Annotated in this window: 1 protein-coding gene; it reads right to left on the bottom strand. The window is 64.4% G+C overall.

The features are described from left to right. Positions 1-2,014: DNA polymerase III subunit alpha (gene dnaE, locus I5I_RS06345; RefSeq protein WP_036317753.1), on the bottom strand; the 2,014-nt coding region annotated here is incomplete at both ends.

Here is a 2,014-nt window from a genome sequence, read left to right as displayed (position 1 = left end):
CCCATCGCGCGACGCAGGATGTCGGCCTGTCCGAGGGAGAACCCGGCGACTTTCTGCGCGATCGCCATGACCTGCTCCTGATAGATGATCAGGCCGTAGGTGGTGTCGAGGATGTCGCGCAGCGGCTCTTCGAGCTCGGGATGGATGGGAGTGATCGGCTGCTGACCGTTCTTGCGCAGCGCGTAGTTGGTGTGCGAGTTCGCGCCCATCGGGCCGGGACGGTAGAGGGCGATGACGGCGGAGATGTCCTCGAAGTTGTCCGGTTTCATCAACCGCAGCAGGGCACGCATGGGACCACCGTCGAGCTGGAAGACACCGAGGGTGTCTCCTCGCGTGAGCAGGTCGTACGCCGCGCGATCGTCGAGCGTCAGGTGCTCCAGGTCGAGTTCCTCCCCACGGTTCATCCGGATGTTGTCGAGCGCGTCCGAGATGATCGTGAGGTTGCGAAGCCCGAGGAAGTCCATCTTGATGAGGCCGAGCGCCTCGCACGACGGATAGTCGAACTGGGTGACGATCTGGCCGTCCTGCTCGCGGCGCATGATCGGGATGATGTCCAACAGCGGCTCGCTGGACATGATCACGCCGGCAGCATGCACGCCCCACTGCCTCTTCAGGCCTTCCAGGCCCAGCGCGCGGTCGAAAACGGTCTTGGCGTCGGGGTCGGTCTCGATGAGCGAGCGGAACTCGCTCGCTTCCTTGAAGCGCGGATGAGCGGTGTCGAACATGCCCGACAGCGGCATGTCCTTGCCCATCACGGCGGGCGGCATCGCCTTGGTCAGACGCTCCCCCATGCTGAACGGGAAGCCGAGCACGCGACCGGCATCCTTGAGCGCCTGCTTCGACTTGATCGTGCCGTAGGTCACAATCTGCGCGACCCGCTCGGAACCGTACTTGTCGGTGACGTAGTCGATCACCTCGCCGCGGCGACGGTCATCGAAATCGACGTCGAAGTCGGGCATGGACACGCGGTCGGGATTGAGGAAGCGCTCGAAGATGAGACCGTGCTCGAGCGGGTCGAGGTCAGTGATGCGCATGGCGTACGCCACCATCGAGCCGGCTCCCGATCCGCGCCCGGGACCCACACGGATGCCGTTGTCCTTCGCCCAGTTGATGAAGTCGGCGACGACGAGGAAGTACCCCGGAAAGCCCATCTGAAGGATGATGCCGGTCTCGTACTCGGCCTGCGTGCGGACCTTGTCGGGGATGCCCCCCGGGTAGCGGTAGTGCAGGCCCGCCTCGACCTCTTTGATCAGCCAGCTGTCCTCGGTCTCGCCCTGCGGCACCGGGAAACGCGGCATGTAGTTCGCCGAGGTGTTGAACTCCACCTCGCACCGCTCCGCGATGAGCAACGTGTTGTCGCAGGCCTCGGGGTGGTCGCGGAAGAGCTGGCGCATCTCCGCAGCGGTCTTGATGTAGTAGCCGTCGCCATCGAACTTGAACCGATTGGGATCGTCGAGCGTGGACCCGGACTGCACGCACAGGAGGGCCTCGTGGGCGTCGGCCTCGTGCTGGTGGGTGTAATGCGAGTCGTTGGTGGCAACGAGCGGAATGTCGAGATCCTTCGCGAGGCGGATCAGATCGGTCATCACGCGTCGCTCGATCGACAGACCGTGGTCCATGATCTCGGCGAAGTAGTTCTCCTTGCCGAAGATGTCCTGGAACTCTGCAGCGGCCGCACGAGCGGCGTCGTACTGCCCCAGCCGCAGACGCGTCTGCACCTCTCCCGACGGGCAGCCGGTCGTCGCGATGAGACCCCTCCCATAGGTTTGCAGAAGCTCCCGGTCCATTCGTGGCTTGAAGTAGTACCCCTCCATGCTCGACAGCGAGCTCAGCCGGAAGAGGTTGTGCATCCCTTCCGTGCTCTGGCTCCACATCGTCATGTGGGTGTACGCGCCCGATCCCGAGACGTCATCGCTCTTCTGATCGGGCGAGCCCCAGGCGACGCGCGACTTGTCGCTGCGGTGCGTGCCCGGCGTCACGTAGGCCTCGAGCCCGATGATGGGCTTCACACCGG

Origin of the sequence: Microbacterium sp. B24 (assembly GCF_000333415.1) — a bacterium.
GTDB lineage: Bacteria > Actinomycetota > Actinomycetes > Actinomycetales > Microbacteriaceae > Microbacterium.
The sequence above is the reverse complement of the archived record's forward strand: the minus strand, read 5'-3'. Positions and strand labels throughout refer to the sequence as shown.